15 protein-coding genes are annotated in these 17,995 nt (G+C 60.7%); 6 read left to right on the forward strand and 9 right to left on the reverse strand.

The annotated features are described in order from the left end of the window. The first annotated feature begins 10 nt into the window (after positions 1-10). Positions 11-565, forward strand: a complete 555-nt coding sequence (locus AC07X4_RS16070) for an adenine phosphoribosyltransferase (RefSeq protein ID WP_043565825.1) — start codon at positions 11-13, stop codon at positions 563-565. A gap of 60 nt (positions 566-625) precedes the next feature. Here AC07X4_RS16070 and AC07X4_RS16075 read toward each other — a convergent pair whose 3' ends face one another. The 7 genes from AC07X4_RS16075 to rpmH form a co-directional block, all read right to left on the reverse strand. After that, the gene (locus AC07X4_RS16075; RefSeq protein ID WP_494740632.1) at positions 626-1,594 is read right to left on the reverse strand and encodes a hypothetical protein; all 969 of its coding nucleotides are present in this window, start codon (positions 1,592-1,594) and stop codon (positions 626-628) included. Positions 1,595-1,705: 111 nt separating this feature from the next. Next, positions 1,706-2,197, reverse strand: a complete 492-nt coding sequence (locus tag AC07X4_RS16080) for a Crp/Fnr family transcriptional regulator (protein WP_043565827.1) — start codon at positions 2,195-2,197, stop codon at positions 1,706-1,708. An 81-nt stretch (positions 2,198-2,278) separates the two neighbouring features. Continuing rightward, positions 2,279-3,700, reverse strand: coding sequence for a tRNA uridine-5-carboxymethylaminomethyl(34) synthesis GTPase MnmE (gene mnmE / locus AC07X4_RS16085; protein WP_494740633.1), 1,422 nt, complete (start codon positions 3,698-3,700; stop codon positions 2,279-2,281). 89 nt (positions 3,701-3,789) lie between these two features. Next, positions 3,790-5,502 carry a membrane protein insertase YidC gene (gene yidC, locus AC07X4_RS16090; protein WP_494740634.1) on the reverse strand — a complete coding sequence of 571 codons (1,713 nt, stop codon included), beginning with the start codon at positions 5,500-5,502 and terminating at the stop codon, positions 3,790-3,792. Then, entirely contained in the window at positions 5,499-5,792 is a 294-nt protein-coding gene (gene yidD, locus AC07X4_RS16095; RefSeq protein ID WP_082522278.1) for a membrane protein insertion efficiency factor YidD, read from the reverse strand. Before yidD ends, yidC begins: the two co-directional genes overlap by 4 nt. Continuing rightward, a complete protein-coding gene (locus AC07X4_RS16100; protein ID WP_494740635.1) occupies positions 5,789-6,292 on the reverse strand; it encodes a ribonuclease P protein component in 504 nt (167 codons plus the stop codon). The genes yidD and AC07X4_RS16100 overlap by 4 nt, the downstream gene beginning before the upstream one ends. Positions 6,293-6,365: 73 nt before the next feature. Next, positions 6,366-6,500, reverse strand: a complete 135-nt coding sequence (gene rpmH, locus AC07X4_RS16105; protein ID WP_005798102.1) for a 50S ribosomal protein L34 — start codon at positions 6,498-6,500, stop codon at positions 6,366-6,368. Between the two features lie 387 nt (positions 6,501-6,887). Between rpmH and dnaA the strand changes: the two genes are divergently transcribed. From dnaA to gyrB, 3 genes are all read left to right on the forward strand, one after another. Beyond that, positions 6,888-8,312 carry a chromosomal replication initiator protein DnaA gene (gene dnaA, locus AC07X4_RS16110; RefSeq protein ID WP_494740636.1) on the forward strand — a complete coding sequence of 475 codons (1,425 nt, stop codon included), beginning with the start codon at positions 6,888-6,890 and terminating at the stop codon, positions 8,310-8,312. A 156-nt stretch (positions 8,313-8,468) separates the two neighbouring features. Beyond that, positions 8,469-9,587, forward strand: coding sequence for a DNA polymerase III subunit beta (gene dnaN / locus AC07X4_RS16115; RefSeq protein WP_056056813.1), 1,119 nt, complete (start codon positions 8,469-8,471; stop codon positions 9,585-9,587). A 155-nt stretch (positions 9,588-9,742) separates the two neighbouring features. Further along, positions 9,743-12,361 carry a DNA topoisomerase (ATP-hydrolyzing) subunit B gene (gene gyrB / locus AC07X4_RS16120; protein ID WP_494740637.1) on the forward strand — a complete coding sequence of 873 codons (2,619 nt, stop codon included), beginning with the start codon at positions 9,743-9,745 and terminating at the stop codon, positions 12,359-12,361. Between the two features lie 71 nt (positions 12,362-12,432). Here the strand turns inward: gyrB and AC07X4_RS16125 are convergent, their stop codons facing one another. Together AC07X4_RS16125 and AC07X4_RS16130 are read right to left on the reverse strand one after the other, a co-directional pair. Continuing rightward, positions 12,433-13,377 (reverse strand): HNH endonuclease, encoded by a 945-nt coding sequence (locus AC07X4_RS16125; RefSeq protein WP_494740638.1) that lies wholly within the window; start codon positions 13,375-13,377, stop codon positions 12,433-12,435. 3 nt (positions 13,378-13,380) lie between these two features. Next, entirely contained in the window at positions 13,381-15,108 is a 1,728-nt protein-coding gene (locus AC07X4_RS16130; RefSeq protein WP_494740639.1) for a ParB N-terminal domain-containing protein, read from the reverse strand. A 205-nt stretch (positions 15,109-15,313) separates the two neighbouring features. Between AC07X4_RS16130 and dndB the strand changes: the two genes are divergently transcribed. Together dndB and dndC are read left to right on the forward strand one after the other, a co-directional pair. Beyond that, entirely contained in the window at positions 15,314-16,450 is a 1,137-nt protein-coding gene (dndB, locus tag AC07X4_RS16135) for a DNA sulfur modification protein DndB (RefSeq protein WP_494740640.1), read from the forward strand. Between the two features lie 2 nt (positions 16,451-16,452). Continuing rightward, entirely contained in the window at positions 16,453-17,994 is a 1,542-nt protein-coding gene (dndC, locus tag AC07X4_RS16140; protein WP_494740641.1) for a DNA phosphorothioation system sulfurtransferase DndC, read from the forward strand. Position 17,995: the final 1 nt, after the last annotated feature.

The raw sequence follows: 17,995 nt of genomic DNA on the forward strand, positions 1-17,995 counted from the left end.
CCACCCGCCCATGCAGCCCCTCAGCGTCAACCAGTACCTTCGCCAGCACATCCGCACCGTCCCCGACTGGCCCGCGCCCGGCGTGCAGTTCCGCGACATCACGCCACTGCTGCAGGACCCGAAAGTGTTCCGTGTGCTGATCGATGCCTTCGTGCACCGCTACATGGACAAGGCGCTGCGCCCCGACGTGGTGGCGGGCCTGGATGCGCGGGGCTTCATCCTGGGCGCCGTGGTGGCCTACGAGCTGAACGTGGGCTTCGTGCCCATCCGCAAGAAAGGCAAGTTGCCCTTCACCACGGTGGAGGAAACCTACGAACTCGAATACGGCAGCGCCACCGTGGAGCTGCACACCGACGCCGTGAAGGCCGGCGACCGCGTGCTGCTGATCGACGACCTGATCGCCACCGGCGGCACCATGATGGCCGGCAAGAAGCTGTTGGAAAAACTGGGGGCCACCGTCACCGAAGGTGCCGCCATTGTCGATTTGCCCGAGTTGGGCGGATCACAGCGCCTGCGCGATGCGGGCCTGCCGCTCTACACCCTGGTGGACTTCGCAGGGCACTGACCCGAGGGCCGTCGCACGGGCGCACGGCCCGCTCAGGGCGTGCACCACATGACCTTTGGCTCAGTTGAGTTCGCCGTACTGCGTGCTGCTGAGGTCGGGGGCGGGACCGTCGGCACCGGGCATTTCGGTGTCTTCAAAACCCGTGGGCTGGGACGGTGGCAGCAATGGACCCGAACGCACGGGCACGCCCGGCTTGGCGGCCGCAGCGGTAGCCGCTGACGATCCTGCCGCGTTGGCCAGCGCGCGCTTGAACGCGGCCACCTCGTCGGCCTCGATGGGTTCAAAGCGGGCAGAAGAGGGCTGCCGCGCTGCGGCCAGCGGTGCGGGTGCAGACACGAGGGGCGCGGGGGCCGACACCGCGCCGAGCGGGCGGCGCGCTGCCAGCGGGGCCGCTGCCGGCGCCAAAGGAGCAGGGGAAACAGGTGCCGCAACAGCCGCGGCGGGGCGTGCGCCCGCCAGCGGTGCAGGCGACGGGGCCAGGGGTGCCGGGGCCGTGGCCGCTGCTGCCGGCGGACGGCGCACCGCCGTAGAAGCCGCCTGCAACGGCAGCGCAGCGCCCTGGGGCGCCACGCCCTTTTGCGGAATGCCCACCGCCACATGGTCGTTGATGCGCCAGTACACGGCCGTCACCAGGATGTCGTAGCGGGTTTTGGCGGTCTGGGCGATGAGCGCCTCGATCTCGCTCAGGCGCACCGTCTCGCCGCCGTATTCCCGGGCCAGGTCCATCATCACCAGGAACTGGCGGCCGCGCTGGTCAAGCGACAGCACCTTGAACTTGTAGCTGGCCGACAGCACGCCAGCGCGCACCATGGCGTCGCGCACCACGGTATAGAGCAGCTCACGGCGCTCCATGCGCTCGTTCTTGCGATTGGCGGCGTGCTCTGGGGGCTGAGGCTCCACGAGCGGCTTGCCCTGGCGCCCAGGTTGCAGGGGCACGGTGGCGTCGGCGTTGAACAGGCCGGAGGGCTCGGCCGCTGCGCGGGGCTTGGCGGGAGCGGGTTTGCGGCTGAACCAACTGAACAGGGACATGGCTTGCTTTCTTCGGATGGTGCCTGGACAAAATCCAAATCGAGTGTAACGCGCCATCCCCCCGCAGAAGGCGGAAGAAGCCCGAGGGAAACCCCCGACAGGCCCCGCCTGTCAGGTGGCCGCAACGCGGCGGCGGCGGTTGCCCAGGCGCTTGGCCAGCACAGCCCCTGCCGCCATGGCCAGACCCAGGGCAATCGCGGGCTGGCGGTTGGTCAGCTCGGTGAAGCGGATGGCCGTGAGGCTCCACAGTTTGCACGGCGCGCTGGCCTGCACGGTGGCGCTGCGTGCGCGGTGCGAGAAGAAAGCGCCTTCACCCACCACAGAGCCAGCGCCCACAATCGCCAGACGCAGGCGTTCTTTTTCGTCCTGGTAGTGCACGCTCAGGCTGCCGCTTTCGACCAGGTACAAGGTGCGGTCCGTAGCACCCTGGCTGAAAAGCACTTGGCCCGCCGGCAACACCACCGGGAGCAGGTAGGACGACAGCACCTCCCACTGGGCGGCCGTCAGCGGGTTGGTCATGCTGTCCTCCGCCGTGGTCTGGGCAATAGCGTCGATCAGACCTTTGAGGTCCACCTTGGAGGCAACGGGCATGGGAACATTCATGGTCCGCCGAAAGTAACCCTGTTACAGATCGGACACAAGCGCTGTTTACGTCCGTTTACAAGATAGGGCGACCAACGGTCGCTATTTACCGATGCAGAAGCTGGAGAAGATCACGCCGAGCAGGTCGTCGGAGGTGAACTCGCCGGTGATGGCGCTCAGGGCGTTCTGCGCCAGCCGCAGCTCCTCGGCCAGCAGGTCCAGCGCCGGGCCCTGGGCCTGCAGTTGGTCAGCAGCTTCCTGCAGGTGCAGCGACACGGCCTGCAGCGCCTGCACATGCCGCGCCCGGGCAATGTAGATGCCCTCGGGTGCCGACTGCCAGCCCGCCACGTCCAGCAGCAGCCGTCGCAATCCGTCCAGCCCCTGACCGGTGCGGGCCGACAGATGCACCGCAGGGCGCCGGGGGTTGGCCGTAGGCGCAACACCGGCCGCGCAGTCCAGCTTGTTCCAGACATCGATCACGGGGATGTTTTTTGGCAATTTTTGCCCCAAGGCGCTTTCGATATCTGCGTCGGCAGCTACATATTCAGGAGCACTTTGCCGCGACAGGTCGTGCAGGAACAGCACGGCGTCTGCCCCAGCAATCTCGTCCCAGGCGCGGGCGATGCCGATGCGCTCGACCTCATCACTGCTGTCGCGCAGGCCGGCGGTATCGATGATGTGCAGCGGCACCCCTTCGATCTGGATGGTCTGCTGGACCTTGTCGCGCGTGGTGCCGGCAATGGGCGTGACGATGGCCAGCTCGGCCCCTGCCAGCGCATTGAGCAGCGAGCTTTTGCCGGCATTGGGCTGCCCGGCGATGACCACCTTGATGCCCTCGCGCAGCAAAGCGCCCTGGCGCGCGCGCTGCATCACCGAGGCCAACGTTTGCTGCAAGTTCGATAGCTGGCCATGCGCATCGGCCTTGCGCAAGAAGTCGATTTCTTCTTCAGGAAAGTCCAGCGTGGCCTCCACCAGCATGCGCAGATGGATGAGTGCGTCGCGCAGGCTGTGGATTTCTGCAGAAAACGCGCCGGTCAGCGAGCGGCTGGCGCTGCGGGCTGCGGCTTCCGTGCTGGCGTCGATCAGGTCGGCAATCGCCTCGGCCTGGGCCAGGTCGATCTTGTCGTTCAGGAAAGCCCGTTCGGTGAACTCCCCGGGTTGGGCCACGCGCAGGCCCGGCAGACAGGGCTGGCCGGTCGCCGGTTGGGTGGCAGTCCCCGCCTCCAGACAGCGCGCCAGCAGCAGCTGCAGCACCACCGGGCCCCCATGCGCCTGCAGCTCCAGCACGTCTTCGCCGGTGTAGCTGTGCGGACCGGGGAAGTACAGCGCGAGCCCCTGGTCGATGGCCCGGCCCTGTGCATCCCGAAAGGGCAGGTACGTCGCTTCGCGGGGCTTGAGGGTGCGGCCGCACAGCGCCTGCACCAGGGCCTCCAGCCCTTTGCCCGACACCCGTACGATGCCGACGGCCCCGCGCCCGGGGGCAGTGGCGATGGCAACGATGGGGTCGTGGTGGCGTGCAAGCATGGGCAGGGACTTTACAAGGTGACAGAAAAAAGGCCGCTTGCGCGGCCTTTGGGGGTCAGTTCGTGGATGTCAGCGTTGCCGCTGCGGCATCACTTGAACTTGGGCAGATTGAACTGCGGTGGCACGCCCATGCGGGTGTTGATGATCCACTGCTGCGCAATCGACAAGATGTTGTTGGTCAGCCAGTACAGCACCAGGCCAGCCGGGAAGAAGAAGAACATCACGCTGAAGATCAGCGGCATGAACCACATCATCTTGGCCTGCATCGGGTCTGGTGGCGCGGGGTTCAGGGCCGTTTGCAGCAGCGACGACAGCGTCATCAGCAGCGGCAGGATGAAGAACGGGTCCGGGGCCGACAGGTCGTGGATCCAGCCGATCCAGGGCGCGTTGCGCATTTCCACGCTGGACAGAAGCACCCAGTACAGGGCGATGAACACGGGGATCTGGATCATGATGGGGAAGCAGCCGCCCATCGGGTTGACCTTTTCCTCGCGGTAGATGCGCATCATCTCCTGCTGCATCTGCTGCGGCTTGTCCTTCAGGCGCTCGCGCATCTCCATGATCTTGGGGTTGATGGCCTTCATCTTGGCCATGCTGGCGTAGGCCTTGGCGTTGAGCCAGTAGAACGCGATCTTGAGCAGCAGCACCAGCGCCACGATGGACCAGCCCCAGTTGTTCAAGAGCTTGTGCAGCTGGTCCAGCAGCCAGTACAGCGGCTTGGACAAGATGGTCAGCCAGCCGTAGTCCTTGACCAGCTCCAGGCCGGGGTACAGCTTTTCCATCATGGTCTCGACCTGCGGGCCGGCGAACAGGCGCGCGTCGATGGTCTTGGTGGCGCCCGGCTCGATGGTGCCGAGGGAGGTCAGCATGCCCACGGAGTACAGGTTGGTGTCCACCTTGCGGGTGAAGGGCTCGCGCTGCACGCCGTCGGCCAGCAGCCATGCAGTGGCGAAATAGTGCTGCACCATGGCGACGTAGCCATTGGCCGAGTCCTTGGGAATGTCGACTTTGCCGCTTTCGATGTCCTTGAACTCGATCTTCTGGTACTTCTTGGCTTCGGTGAAAACCGCCGGACCGGTGAAGGTGGAGTAGAACGACGACTCGCCTGGCGGCTTGTTGCCGTCGCGCACCAGTTGCAGGTACAGCTGGGGCGATACAGCGGCGCTGCCCGTATTGACGATGTCGTGCTTGACGGCGATGTCATAAGCGCCGCGTTTGATGGTCCAGGTCTTGACCAGCTTCACGCCGCCCTGGTCGGGCGACTCGAAGCGGATGCTCATGGAGTCTTCACCGTCCTTGAGTTCGCGCGGGCCGGGAACGGCCGTCATCACCGTCTTGTGCGTGGGGAAAGTGCCGCCCACCAGGCCGGTCTGCGCCACGTAGACGCGCTGCGCGCTCTCGTCCAGCAACAGGAAGTTGCGGGCCTTGTCGGTCATGTCGGCGTGCTTGAGCAGCTCGGCCTGGGTGAGCGAGCCGCCTTCGCTGTCGAACACCAGGCGATACAGGTCGGTCTTGACCTCAATGCGTTCGCGTTTGGCAGGCGCAGCCGCTGCTGCGGGCTGACCGGGCACGGCTGCTGCGCCCTGCGCGGCCGCAGTAGCAGCGGGCACGCTGGTGGCTGGCACGCTTGCGGCCCCGGTCGCACCGGAGGCCGCGCCTGCGGCAGCAGCAGGCGCTGTCACAGCGGGCGTGGTCGGGAAAAAGGTGGCCTTGTTGCCGTTGTGCAGCTGCCACTTGTCCCACAGCAGAACCATGGAAAAGCCAAAAATCACCCACAGGATGGTGCGGCGAATGTCGTTCATGAAGACTTCTTTGGTGAGGATGGGGGAGTGGTGGAAGGGGTGAGCCTAGAGAAAAGCCGCAGGCTGCGCGGCAGATCTTGCGGGACCGGATCATGGCCCCCGTCACACCAGGGGTGGCAGCGTACCAGCCTGCGCACCGTCAGATAACTGCCTGCTGCAGCGCCGTGCTGCTCCAGCGCCTGCAGCGAATAGACCGAGCAGGTCGGCTCAAAGCGGCAGGCCGAGCCCAGCCAGGGGCTGAGAAACAGCCGATAGCCTTTGACCACGCCGATCAGCAGGCGCTGCATCATGGGGCAGTCACCGGCTCTGCCACCGGCGGCACAGGCGCAGCAACCGCTGCGCCCGAATGCCGGATGGCATATCCAAACAGCTGCAGCAGCTCCGCGCGTACCGCCTGCTTGAGCTGGTCGGACGTGGCGCTCACGAACTGCTTGCGATCAAACGCCGAGCGCAGGCGCACCACATGGGCGGCCTGCGGCAAACGCGCCTCAAACGTGGCGCCCACGGTGTAGATCTGCCGTTTGATGGTGTTGCGCGTCACGGCGCGGCGCGCCCAGCGCTTGGGCACCATGGCACCCATCCAGACGCCCTGAACGACAAACAGGGCCTGCGGCCCTTGCGTGTGCGGCAAGGAGCCGGGCCCTGTAGGTGCAACAGTGGCGGCTTGGCTGACAACTGCGGTGCTGTTGGCGTCCAGTGCCAAACGGTGCAACGCAAAATGCGCCGTGCGGGAGACAGTGCCCCCCGCCATCGCAGCCTGGAACTGCGGCCGGGTTTTTAGCCTGTGCATGCAAGCGCCCCGTTTGGAACCTGGCGGTACAAACCGGGAACAGGCGGGGAGCAGGCCGTAGACCGTATCGGCCTTAGACGGCCAGGCGCTTGCGGCCCTTGGCGCGGCGTGCGTTGATAACGGCACGGCCGCCGCGGGTCTTCATGCGGACGAGGAAACCGTGGGTGCGCGCGCGGCGCGTCTTGGAGGGCTGGTAAGTACGTTTCATGGTGCTATTCCTTGAGGTTCAGTTCCGGACTGCTGCTCTTGAACCCCCTGCAATCTGCACACCCACACTATGTATAAAACATCGCCTGGAGGCAGACCCACGGGGCAGAAATAACGGCGCGCCGGGTCAAATCACCCTGAACACATTCAGGGAAACCCAAAATTATCGCAGGCTTGTGGCCGACTGGCAATGCCTTTCGATGGGCAGGCCTTTACCAGCGGGTCGCAGAGGCAGCAGTGCCCGACCCTTTCAGGCCACTTCTTCCCCGCATGACAACCCCGGATTCCCCCGGATGACAGCCGCCTTCAAATTGTGGATAACTCCTTGACAAGCTACAATCCACCGCCTTACCCCGTTCCTCCTATCCACAATAAGAATTCCCCAGAAATGACCGAGGAACCCACCCGCAGCCCTATCAATTCGCCCGGCTCAGATGCCGGTCAGGGCCTGTGGCAAGCCTGCGTTGAGCAACTGGCACAAGACCTGCCAGAACAACAATTCAACACCTGGATCAAGCCCCTGATTGCCCAAGTGGCCGAAGACTTCTCCAAAGTCACGCTGCTCGTGGGCAACCGCTTCAAGCTCGACTGGATCCGCGCCCAGTACGCCGGCCGCATTGCTGCGCTGCTCGAAGGCCTGTATGGCCAACCGGTCACACTGGAGTTAGCACTCGCTCAGCGCGAATCCGTTGCCAGGACTTATGTACGGCCCGCATCGCAGGAGCCTTCCAGCCCCGCAGCGCCAGCCGAAACCCCCTCCAGCAGCAACGATGAGGCCTCAGCGGGCGCGTTCCGCAACCGCCTCAACGCCGCCCTCACCTTCGAGACCCTGGTGGAGGGCACGGCCAACCGAATGGCGCGCTCGGCGGCGATGCACGTGGCCGGCATGCCGGGCCATCTGTACAACCCGCTGTTCATCTACGGCGGCGTGGGCCTGGGCAAGACCCACCTGGTGCACGCTGTGGGCAACCGCCTGCTGCAGGACAAGCCCGACGCCAAAGTTCTCTACATCCATGCCGAGCAGTTTGTGTCGGATGTGGTTAAGGCCTACCAGCGCCGCACCTTCGATGAGTTTAAGGAGCGCTATCACTCGCTCGACCTGCTGCTGATCGACGACGTACAGTTCTTCGCCAACAAGGACCGCACGCAGGAAGAATTCTTCAACGCCTTCGAAGCCCTGCTGGCCAAGAAGTCGCACATCGTGATGACGTCGGACACCTACCCCAAGGGCCTGGCCAACATCCACGAGCGGCTGGTGTCGCGCTTCGACTCGGGCCTGACGGTGGCCATCGAGCCGCCCGAACTCGAAATGCGCGTGGCCATTCTGATCAACAAGGCTCGCGTCGAAGGCACCGAGATGCCGGAAGAAGTCGCCTTCTTCGTGGCCAAGAACGTGCGCTCCAACGTGCGCGAGCTCGAAGGCGCGCTGCGCAAGATCCTGGCGTACTCGCGCTTCAACCAGAAAGAGATTTCGATCCAGCTCGCCCGCGAGGCGCTGCGTGATCTGCTGTCCATCCAGAACCGGCAGATTTCTGTGGAAAACATCCAGAAGACGGTGGCCGACTACTACAAGATCAAGGTCGCCGACATGTACAGCAAGAAGCGCCCGGCCAGCATTGCCCGCCCGCGCCAGATTGCGATGTACCTGGCCAAGGAGCTGACGCAAAAGAGCCTTCCCGAGATCGGAGAATTGTTTGGCGGGCGCGACCACACCACGGTTTTGCATGCTGTGCGCAAGATTGCGGGCGAACGCCAGCAGCTGACCGAGTTGAACCAGCAGCTGCACGTGCTGGAGCAGACGCTCAAAGGGTAGCGCCAAGTGTAGATAACCAGCGGGAAACGCCCGTCGGGCAGCCCCACGAAGAAGCGACCCCGTTAAGGGGCAAAATGGCGGGTTATAGATAGCAGGGGGAGGCATGACCTGTGCCGCTGTCCACTCACCGTCCCAAAACCACAAGAGGTTGATGACATGATCGTCCTGAAGGCAACACAAGACAAGGTTCTCGCGGTTCTGCAGTCCGTGGCTGGCATCGTGGAGCGCCGCCACACGCTGCCCATCCTGGCCAATGTGCTGATCCGCAAGACGGGCAATGCCCTGCAGCTGACGACCAGCGACCTCGAAATCCAGATCCGCACCACGGCCGAACTGGGTGGCGACACCGGCGACTTCACCACCACCGTGGGGGCGCGCAAGCTCATCGACATCCTGCGCACCATGCCCGGTGACCAGACGGTCAGCCTCGAATCGGCCCAGTCCAAGCTCATCCTCAAGGGCGGCAAGAGCCGCTTCACGCTGCAAAGCCTGCCGGCCGAAGACTTCCCGCTGGTGCAGGAGTCCGCCGCCTTTGGCCCCGTGTTCGCCGTGCCCCAAAAGACGCTGAAGGACCTGCTCGGCCAGGTGTCGTTCGCAATGGCGGTGCAGGACATCCGCTACTACCTCAACGGCATCCTGTTCGTGGCCGAGGGCAAGACCCTGAGCCTGGTCGCCACCGACGGCCACCGCCTTGCCTTTGCCAGCGCCACGCTGGACGTCGAAGTGCCCAAGCAGGAAGTCATCCTGCCGCGCAAGACCGTGATCGAGCTGCAGCGCCTGTTGTCTGATGCGGGTGGCGAGAACCAGCCCCACATCGAGATGCAGTTCGCCAACAACCAGGCCAAGTTCACCTTTGGCGGAATGGAGTTCGTGACCAAGCTGGTCGAGGGCAAGTTCCCCGACTACAACCGCGTGATCCCCAAGAACCACAAGAACAGCATCACCCTGGGTCGCGCCCCGCTGCTGGCCAGCCTGCAGCGCACGGCCATCATGACCAGCGACAAGTTCAAGGGCGTGCGCCTGAACCTGGAGCCCGGCACCTTGCGCGTGGCGTCCAACAACGCCGAGCAGGAAGAGGCCGTGGACGAGCTCGACATCGACTACGGTGGCGACACCATCGAGATCGGCTTCAACGTGACCTACCTCATCGACGCCCTGGCCAACATGGGCCAGGACATGGTGAAGGTGGAGCTTTCGGATGGCAACAGCTCTGCGCTGCTGACCATCCCCGACAACGACAGCTTCAAGTACGTCGTGATGCCCATGCGCATTTGAAGCGGCGTGGCACAAGCCCTGCCCCACAGTCGCAGCGCCACACCGCGAACGCTACTTTATTGATAGCTGCAAGCGCATATTCAATATGCGCTTGCGCCCAATTAGACCATTGAACATATTGGAAACCCCGGTTTCCACGGATCCCAAGGCCCACCATGACCGTTGACAACAACATTCCCTCCGAGCCCGAATCCTCCGGCGTCTCCGGCCATGTGGAGCCCACCGTTGCCAAGATCGACACCAACCAGGCCGGCGCCAGCGAAAGCTATGGCGAAGGCGCCATCACCATCCTCGAAGGCCTGGAAGCCGTGCGCAAGCGCCCCGGCATGTACATCGGCGACACCAGCGACGGCACCGGCCTGCACCACCTGGTGTTTGAGGTGGTCGACAACTCCATCGACGAGGCCCTGGCCGGCCACTGCGATGACATCGTGGTGACCATCCACACCGACAACTCCATCAGCGTCACCGACAACGGCCGCGGCATTCCCACGGGCGTGAAGATGGACGACAAGCACGAGCCCAAGCGCAGTGCCGCAGAAATCGCCCTGACCGAGCTGCATGCAGGCGGCAAGTTCAACCAGAACAGCTACAAGGTCTCCGGCGGCCTGCACGGCGTGGGCGTGAGCTGCGTGAATGCATTGAGCAAATGGCTGCGCCTGACCGTTCGCCGCGAAGGCAAGGTGCACCAGATCGAATTTGCACGCGGCTTTGTGCAAGACCGCCTGCTGTCGACCGTGGACGGCTTTGAAGTCAGCCCCATGAAGGTGACCGGCGAGACCGAAAAGCGCGGCACCGAAGTGCACTTTTTGCCCGACACCGAGATCTTCAAAGAGAACAACGACTTTCACTACGAGATCTTGGCCAAGCGCCTGCGCGAACTCTCGTTTTTGAACAACGGCGTGCGCATTCGTTTGAAGGACGAGCGCAGCGGCAAGGAAGACGACTTCTCGGGCGCCGGTGGCGTGCGCGGCTTTGTCGAGTTCATCAACAAGGGCAAGACGGTGTTGCACCCCACCTCGTTCTACGCCGCAGGCGAGCGCCCGGCAGAGACGTACGGTGGCATCCCCGGCACGCACATTGGCGTGGAAGTGGCCATGCAGTGGAACAGCGCATACACCGAACAGGTGCTGTGCTTTACCAACAACATCCCCCAGCGTGACGGCGGCACCCACCTGACCGGCCTGCGCGCCGCGATGACCCGCGTCATCAACAAGTACATCGAAGAAAACGAGCTGGCCAAGAAGGCCAAGGTCGAAGTCACCGGCGACGACATGCGCGAAGGCCTGTGCTGCGTCTTGAGCGTGAAGGTGCCCGAGCCCAAGTTCAGCAGCCAGACCAAGGACAAGCTGGTGTCGAGCGAAGTGCGCGCCCCGGTGGAAGACATCGTGGGCAAGCTGCTCACCGACTACCTGCAAGAAAAGCCCAACGACGCCAAGATCATCTGCGGCAAGATCGTGGAAGCTGCCCGCGCCCGCGAAGCCGCCCGCAAGGCCCGCGAAATGACGCGCCGCAAGGGCGTGCTCGACGGCATGGGCCTGCCCGGCAAACTGGCCGACTGCCAGGAAAAAGACCCGGCGATGTGCGAGATCTACATCGTGGAGGGTGACTCCGCCGGCGGCTCTGCCAAGCAAGGCCGCGACCGCAAATTCCAGGCCATCCTGCCCCTGCGCGGCAAGATCCTGAACGTAGAAAAAGCGCGGTATGAAAAGCTGCTGACCAGCAACGAAATCCTCACACTGATCACGGCCCTGGGCACCGGCATCGGCAAGGCCGGTGGCACCACCGGGGGCGACGACTTTGACGTGGCCAAGCTGCGCTACCACCGCATCATCATCATGACCGACGCCGACGTGGACGGCGCCCACATCCGCACCCTGCTGCTCACCTTCTTCTACCGCCAGATGCCCGAACTGGTGGAGCGCGGCCACATCTACATCGCGCAGCCGCCGCTGTACAAGGTCAAGGCTGGCAAGGAAGAGCTGTACCTGAAGGACGCCCCCGCGCTCGACGGCTTTTTGCTGCGCATTGCGCTGAACCACGCCAGCGTGACCACCGGCGGCGCCAACCCGCAAACCCTGACGGGCGAGACCCTTGCCGAACTGGCGCGCAAGCACCAGATCGCTGAAAGCGTGATCGCCCGCCTGGGCAACTTCATGGACGCCGAAGCCCTGCGCGCCATTGCCGACGGCGTGAGCCTGAAGCTGGACACCGTGGCCGAAGCCGAAGCCAGCGCCGTGGCCCTGCAGGCCAAGCTGCGCGAACTGAACACCACCGGCGCCCCCGCCGAAGTGGCCGGCGAATTCGATGCCCGCACCGACAAGCCCCTGCTGCGCATCAGCCGCCGCCACCACGGCAACATCAAGAGCAGCGTCATCACGCAAGACTTTGTGCACGGCGCCGACTACGCCGCCCTGGCCGAAGCCGCCGAAACCTTCCGCGGCCTGCTGGCCGAAGGCGCCAAAGCGATGCGCGGCGAGGGTGAGAAGCAAAAGGAAGAAAAAGTCGGCGACTTCCGCCAGGCCATGAAGTGGCTGATCAGCGAAGCCGAACGCAGCACATCCCGCCAGCGCTACAAGGGCCTGGGCGAAATGAACCCCGAGCAGCTGTGGGAAACGACGATGGACCCCAATGTGCGCCGCCTGCTTCGCGTGCAGATCGACGATGCGATCGAAGCGGACCGGGTGTTCACGATGCTGATGGGGGATGAGGTCGAGCCGCGCAGGGACTTTATCGAGACGAATGCGCTGCGGGCGGGGAATATTGACGTTTGAGGCGAATGGCGAACGTCGCTGCCTCGACTTCGAGCAACGCCCCCCCTTTTTTTGTATGTGTACCGCCCGTATCAGTCCGGCTTGGTACGTCTCCAGAGCCTCGCAACCGCTTCGTAGCTTTGGAAGCGACTAGCACCCATAGGATCGTCGTCATAAGTTACAACGAGTAGGTTCGCCGGATTTACGGACCCCTTTGGGTTCCGTAAAGCTACTGAGAGTTCGCCGTTAATCGGGGAAAGGCCCCCTCGTTCCGCCTCCATTGCCAGTACGCGCACCACCCAAAACGGTTGGGGCAACGACTGGCCGGGAATCGCGCCATCGGAAACTCTAGCTTCGCCGGATACCTCATAAATTGAAGACCGATCGGATTTGTTTGCGTTGCACCATCCGCAGCACAGCCGAAGGTTGTCTACGTCGTCGGATCCTCCACGAGAGAACGGCGTGACATGGTCGACTTCAATTCTGAGGTGCCTGCGGTTGAGCCCAATTGGCTTGAATATGTCGATGAGCTGGGGAGACTTTGGCAACTCTTTAGACAGCTCCAAAAAACAGTCTATGGCCTCTTGCTGAAACCGCCATCCACAAACCCAACAGTGCAGCTTTCCCGCCGCTAAGTCCACAAGCTGGCGCCTGAGCGCACTGCTGAGCGTTACGCGTCTCCTGGTCAAAGATCGGCGTCTCGCTTCTCCATATGCCAATTTCGCCACTTGGCTAGCCAACTCGTTGACATCGCCGGGGGACAGCTCCGTCATAGCAGACCGAATATAGGCTAGAACATCCGAAAATATATACGGATAGCCGGTATCTAGACGAGCGTAAACCTCAACATCACAAATAGTCCCTAAAAACCAACTCGCCCATTGTCGATTGGCATCCCCGCGTAAGACGTCATTCAGATTTCCCAACACTCTGTCCGGGACGTGTAATCGAGCAATATCGTGGAGTCCGTTCCTGCGCCAGGGTGCGCCAGGGTCGGCTAGAGAAGCCGATAAAAATTCTTGCAAATGCAGAGACATTTCTCAAACCACAGTAGGCTTACTAAAGCTCCTCAGATCGGGCAGTCTTTCCTTTGGACCTGTTCGGTATTCGTCCCACAACTTTGACCAACTAAAACGAATACCGGGCGAATCTTTTTTTACACCTGCTCGATCGAGTCGCCAGTCGCGGTTGAAATAGTCCCGATCGACATCAGCAAGCCAGTCCGCGACGATCTCTTTTATTTGAGCATCGTTCTTTATTTCAGTTTTAGCCATCGCCATATAGCGAAAGAAATCGGCCGCAAGTATATGAAGAGTCGGCTTATTAAACAAGTTTGATCCTCTTGGATTCCCCCAGTAGTTATGGTCATTCTTGTCTTTAGTAGAAGCAAAGTAATTCCGCACTTCCGTCCAGAACTCAATAAAGACTCCGCGCCACGGTCCATCAATTGAACTCCAATACTCAGAGCTCGTTGAAAAACCAGCGGCTTGATACCCTGCAACAATCGGGGATTGATCTAAAAATTTCGCCCGCCACTGATTTGCATAGTCATTTTTCTGATGATAAAAGGATGCCCCTCTTAGATCCCTAAAAATCTGTACGAGAGAAACCATTACGGGCCAAGGAAGTAATTCATTTTGATTACCTCCGCTCATCCCGAGGTCGACCAATCCAGCGAATGGACTTAGTCTATTTCGCGCTACAAACGACGCAGCTCTAGATTCGTCAAGTGGAATTCCTGCATTTTGCAGTCTATCGGTGACCTTCTCCAATTCATCCTCTGACAAACTGGTAGAAACTATGGTGCCGAGCAGCGCGCGCCCGATGGGAGTAGCCTTTTGGTTAACTACGACGAACTGAAACACATGTTCAGCCGGGCTTGGATCGAGAAGGAGAGAAATCGGGAGGCACCGGGACGCTTTGTAAACCAGATCGTTGGTTACTGCCTCGGCAGTTTCGCCAGCAGCGATTCTGCGATCAGCTTCGGCCATAGCATCTGCCGTCTCGAGCGTTCGCCGTGCAGCCAGCAGCGCACCGCGCAGTCGATGCTGACCGTCCATAACGACAACTGGCCTAATATAGCTTTCCATCGCCTCGCGACTGAAGCCGAGCAAGGAATTTTCAGCAAATTGAGGCCCGAGTTTTTTCAATATCTCGCGTCGAGCTGAAACTTCTTCCCAAAATTCAGCGATATGTGACTCCTCAAATAACGCAGAGGTAGAGCCATCGCTCTCGCTTTCCTCCGAACCAGAAGCCTCATCGTCGTTACTAGCGACATCGCTACTATTATCGCCATCAATAATACTATCTTGATCCGGCTCTCCCAGCAGGCCAATTGCTCGAGCCCGGAGCTGGAGTTTGGCTACTATCGACTCGGGCGCAGGCATTCCTTTCAATGCAGGCACACGATCTTCCAGGTATTGTTGGACGCGCTCGAAAATCTCGAGCATAGTTAGGGAAGGATAATCAGGTGTTGTAATCACGAGCTCCCCTAAGCTCGACTGTCCAGCCATCGGAACGAACTCTACCGTCGCGTCCTTAGCTGTTCGCTCGGAACAGAGCAGCGGATTTTGAAGAGTGTTGTGCGGGTCAGCGAGAAACACAGCTATATCGTCAATACGCTTGTTGTTGTGTTCACGCTGAAAGCCCGCCGTTTCCTCGCCCTCGGCAAAGCGCTTCTTTTGAGGGATGCCCCCCCACCGCTCAATGTCAACTGCAGGTGCCGAGAAGGCGACAAGTTCTTTACCGGTTGCTACCTGCTTGCTCACGATGGCCGGGTACCTAAATTCCATTCTCGTTTCCCCTCAAAAAAAATGATTGTAGGCGTGTGACGAGCGCTCCTTACACGCTCAGACGCAGTCAAACTTGTGGCCAGCGCACCGGCACGGAGGGAAGGTTGCTGTACGAGCGGTCGCGATCGCTCGGGCATTGTTTGCGATGATCGGGCCCTTGTTTGTGGTAGATAATACAAACATGCCCAAGTCTCCTGCAGCTCCGAGCAGTTACACATACACCTTTCCAGCGATCCGGGGAGTCCAAGCACAAAGAGAGTTCTTTGTCTCAATGTGTCCCCTCCGATTGATTCCTAAACTATTCCAGTTCGACGACGAGGAACTGCAGCCAGAGCTGCGAGCCCAGCGCACTTTGAACAAGGGCCGCGTCCCCGAGATAGCTCGCTACATTGTTAACAATCCGCTTGGTTACACGTTTTCGGCGATAACGGCTTCTATTGACGGCGAGGTGAAGTTTGCTGCCACTGATAGCTTGTCCGAGCAGGCCTCCCGACTGGGAACGCTCACGGTTTCGATGGATAGCCGCTTCATCATCAACGATGGACAGCATCGCCGCGCGGCAATTGAAGCGGCGCTTCAGCAGGCACCCGAACTCGGTGACGAATCGATCGCGGTGGTCTTTTTCGTTGATCGTGGACTCCAACGATGCCAACAAATGTTCGCGGACCTGAACAGACATGCTGTCAAGCCCTCGGCATCGCTTGGAATCCTTTATGACCATCGCAACGCAGTGGCGAAGGTTGCGAAGCATCTGTGCCTTATCTCGCCAGTCTTCAAGAATTTAGTTGAGTCAGAGCGCTCAACGCTCTCGGCGCGGTCCCGCAAGCTCTTCACCCTGAGTGCACTGCACTTTGCAACTCAGGAACTCTTGCCCGAGGGGCAGGCCGAAAACTTTGCCATGGCCTCTCAACGGAGCCAGGACTTCTGGGAGGCAGTTTGCGAACAAATCCCTGAGTGGACCTATGTTCGCGAGTCGAAGATGACCGCAGGGGAAGTGCGCAGGGACTTCATCCATTGCCATGCGATCGTGTTGCAAGCCCTCGGCCGCGCAGGGCGGTGTTTGTACGAACAATTTCCTGGCGAGGCCAAGATGCGTATCCAGCGCTTGCGCAACGTGGACTGGTCTCGCAGTAATGCGCAAGTCTGGGAAGGGCGCGCAATGATCGGCGGCGCGATGGCGAAGTCTGGTCAAAACGTGGCGCTCACCACCAACGAGATCAAACGAGTTTTTGGCTTAAAGCTGAGTCGTGATGAGCAGACCGCCGAAAACGCATGGGCAGCATCGCGTGAGCCGGTAAAGCTGAACAAGAGGAAATGACGATGAGTACCACTTCTGCACAGATCATCGAAGAGATACAAAGCCTTTATTTGTCAGATCCACTTCCGTGGATCATTGGCTATAGCGGCGGCAAAGACTCGACGGCATCTCTGCAACTGATATGGAATGCAGTTGCACAGCTCCCTGAAGAAACCCGTCGGTTCAAGCCCATACATGTCATAAGCACAGACACGTTGGTGGAGAACCCGGTCATCGCGCTTTGGGTTGAAGTCTCTTTAACCCAAATGGCTGTGGCGGCCAAAGCCCAGGGGCTCAATATCCAACCTCACCGACTAACGCCGGCCCTTGAAAACCGATTCTGGGTCAATCTAATCGGCAAGGGATACCCAGCACCTCGCGCTAAGTTCCGTTGGTGCACAGACCGCTTAAAAATCAGCGCTTCAACGAAGTTCATTCAAGAGCTATCCGAGGCCAATGGAGAAGCGATCCTGGTGTTAGGGCAGCGCAAAGGCGAGAGCGCAGCGCGCGACAAAGTGATGGATAACTACAAAGGTAGTACGCGTGATCGCTTAAGCCGTAACCGCGATCCGAAGTTATCGCGTGTCTGGGTGTATCTACCCATTGAGACGTGGAGCAGCGACGAGGTGTGGGAGTACATCATCGAGAATCCTAACCCTTGGGGTATCAATAACCAAGATCTTTTCGACATCTACCGCGGTGCCACGCCTGATGCTGAGTGCCCCATCGTGGTGGACAAGTCGACTCCAAGCTGCGGCGACAGTCGTTTTGGATGCTACGTGTGCACGATGGTCTCGCAAGACAAGTCCATGGCAGCCATGATTCAAAACGATGAGGCGAAGGCTTGGATGCAGCCCATCATGGATTTTCGAGACAACTTCCTCGCAGGGGAAGACCGACATTTGCGTGATTTCCGCCGCATGAATGGCCGGTTGATTCTGATGAATGAACGACTAGTGCACGGCCCATATACCCAGGAGCGCCGTGCACAACTTCTACGCGAACTTCTCAAGACACAAGTGAAAGTTCGGCAGGTGATGCCGAGCAGTGCGGGACCACATCTGGAACTCATCGGTCTCGACGAGCTAGAAGAGGTGCGACGCATTTGGGTTTCGGAAAAGGGCGAAATTGAGGATCTTGTACCGTTGCTGTATGAGGAAGCAACTGGCACACGGTACCCCGGTAAAGACCTCGATATCACCCCGTTGGACGCTGATGATCTAGCGCTACTGCGCGAGGTTGCAAGCGAATGGTCGGAAGAAAACTTGCTGGACGAGGGTGATGCTGCGCTACAACAAAGATCGGATGAGCTCTACAAGCTGACCCGAACACTTTTGGCAGCTAGCTTTAAGGGACTGCAGAGCAGGTCTCGCTCCGGGCAATTAGACGAGCTGCAAGATGTGCTCACAAATTTCGCGTTCGTCGATGAGGAAGATGCACTGGCGTTTGCTAAGGAGCACCTTAAAGATCAGGCAGTCGACGAGCCGATTGGCGTGGCAGAGGTTGAGTCTGTCTCAAACACCCGTCACGTTATCCCGATTGCGAACGCACCTCTGTCGAACTAGT

This window comes from Acidovorax sp. GW460-11-11-14-LB4 (assembly GCF_059423685.1).

Bases quoted from the DNA above. Each gene is read 5' to 3' on its own strand.
- mnmE (WP_494740633.1), bottom strand. From the start codon at position 3,700: ATGCTTGCACGCCACCACGACCCCATCGTTGCCATCGCCACTGCCCCC.
- AC07X4_RS16075 (WP_494740632.1), bottom strand. From the start codon at position 1,594: ATGTCCCTGTTCAGTTGGTTCAGCCGCAAACCCGCTCCCGCCAAGCCC.
- dndC (WP_494740641.1), top strand. From the start codon at position 16,453: ATGAGTACCACTTCTGCACAGATCATCGAAGAGATACAAAGCCTTTAT.
- gyrB (WP_494740637.1), top strand. From the start codon at position 9,743: ATGACCGTTGACAACAACATTCCCTCCGAGCCCGAATCCTCCGGCGTC.
- dndB (WP_494740640.1), top strand. From the start codon at position 15,314: ATGCCCAAGTCTCCTGCAGCTCCGAGCAGTTACACATACACCTTTCCA.
- dnaA (WP_494740636.1), top strand. From the start codon at position 6,888: ATGACCGAGGAACCCACCCGCAGCCCTATCAATTCGCCCGGCTCAGAT.
- yidD (WP_082522278.1), bottom strand. From the start codon at position 5,792: ATGATGCAGCGCCTGCTGATCGGCGTGGTCAAAGGCTATCGGCTGTTT.
- AC07X4_RS16100 (WP_494740635.1), bottom strand. From the start codon at position 6,292: ATGCACAGGCTAAAAACCCGGCCGCAGTTCCAGGCTGCGATGGCGGGG.
- yidC (WP_494740634.1), bottom strand. From the start codon at position 5,502: ATGAACGACATTCGCCGCACCATCCTGTGGGTGATTTTTGGCTTTTCC.
- AC07X4_RS16125 (WP_494740638.1), bottom strand. From the start codon at position 13,377: ATGTCTCTGCATTTGCAAGAATTTTTATCGGCTTCTCTAGCCGACCCT.
- AC07X4_RS16080 (WP_043565827.1), bottom strand. From the start codon at position 2,197: ATGAATGTTCCCATGCCCGTTGCCTCCAAGGTGGACCTCAAAGGTCTG.
- rpmH (WP_005798102.1), bottom strand. From the start codon at position 6,500: ATGAAACGTACTTACCAGCCCTCCAAGACGCGCCGCGCGCGCACCCAC.
- AC07X4_RS16070 (WP_043565825.1), top strand. From the start codon at position 11: ATGCAGCCCCTCAGCGTCAACCAGTACCTTCGCCAGCACATCCGCACC.
- dnaN (WP_056056813.1), top strand. From the start codon at position 8,469: ATGATCGTCCTGAAGGCAACACAAGACAAGGTTCTCGCGGTTCTGCAG.